This is a genomic window from Bacillus sp. mrc49 (assembly GCF_002803435.1).
Map to the genome: position 1 here is coordinate 1 of NZ_PHNG01000233.1, position 767 is coordinate 767.

The following is a 767-nucleotide window of genomic DNA, read 5'->3' on the forward strand; positions in this document are numbered from 1 at the left end:
AAACAAAAATCGACAAGGTACCGCTAAATACATATAAAAATAGAGTAACCAGCTTGGTCATCATGATAGTGGGCCTTGCATGCTTACTCGTTTCGATTATTGCTTCAATCAATCTCGGTGCCGCCGGTTTGAGCTATCGTGATGTATATAATGCATTATTTCAATTTGATGAAGACAATCCCGCTCATACGATCATTCGCCAATTAAGATTTCCGCGGGCAATCGCTGCAGTGTGTGTAGGAGCTGCGTTAGCAGTCTCAGGGGCAATCATGCAGGGAATGACGAGAAATCCATTGGCTGATCCTTCCATACTGGGAGTAACCGCCGGATCATCGTTTTTCATTGCGATTGCGCTTGTGGTCATGCCGGGTATAACGTATCTGGGCTTAATGATGTTCTCTTTTGCCGGTGCAGGGTTGGGCGCAGCATTGGTTTTCGGAATCACATCGTATTCAAGGGGCGGCATAACGCCTGTCAAGCTCGCACTCGCCGGCTCGGCGATAGCATCCTTGCTTAGCTCGCTTTCAACTGCGGTCGGGATCAAATTCAATATTTCAAAAGATATCAGCTATTGGTTTGCCGGAGGGGTTTCAAGTGTGCAGCCACAGCATGTTTTATTTACGCTTCCATTTATAGTGGTGGGGATATTGGTAGCTTTGGTTCTTTCCCGCTCCATTTCCATTCTTAGTTTAGGGGAAGAGGTGGCAAAAGGACTTGGGCAAAATACCGGAATCGTGAAGCTTATAGGAATGATTGCGGTCCTGCTG

At 46.7% G+C, this 767-nt stretch carries 1 protein-coding gene; it reads left to right on the forward strand.

The window, feature by feature from the left end:
• A partial coding sequence (locus CVN76_RS01695) for a FecCD family ABC transporter permease (RefSeq protein ID WP_442857528.1) occupies nucleotides 1-767 on the forward strand: 767 nt, incomplete at both ends.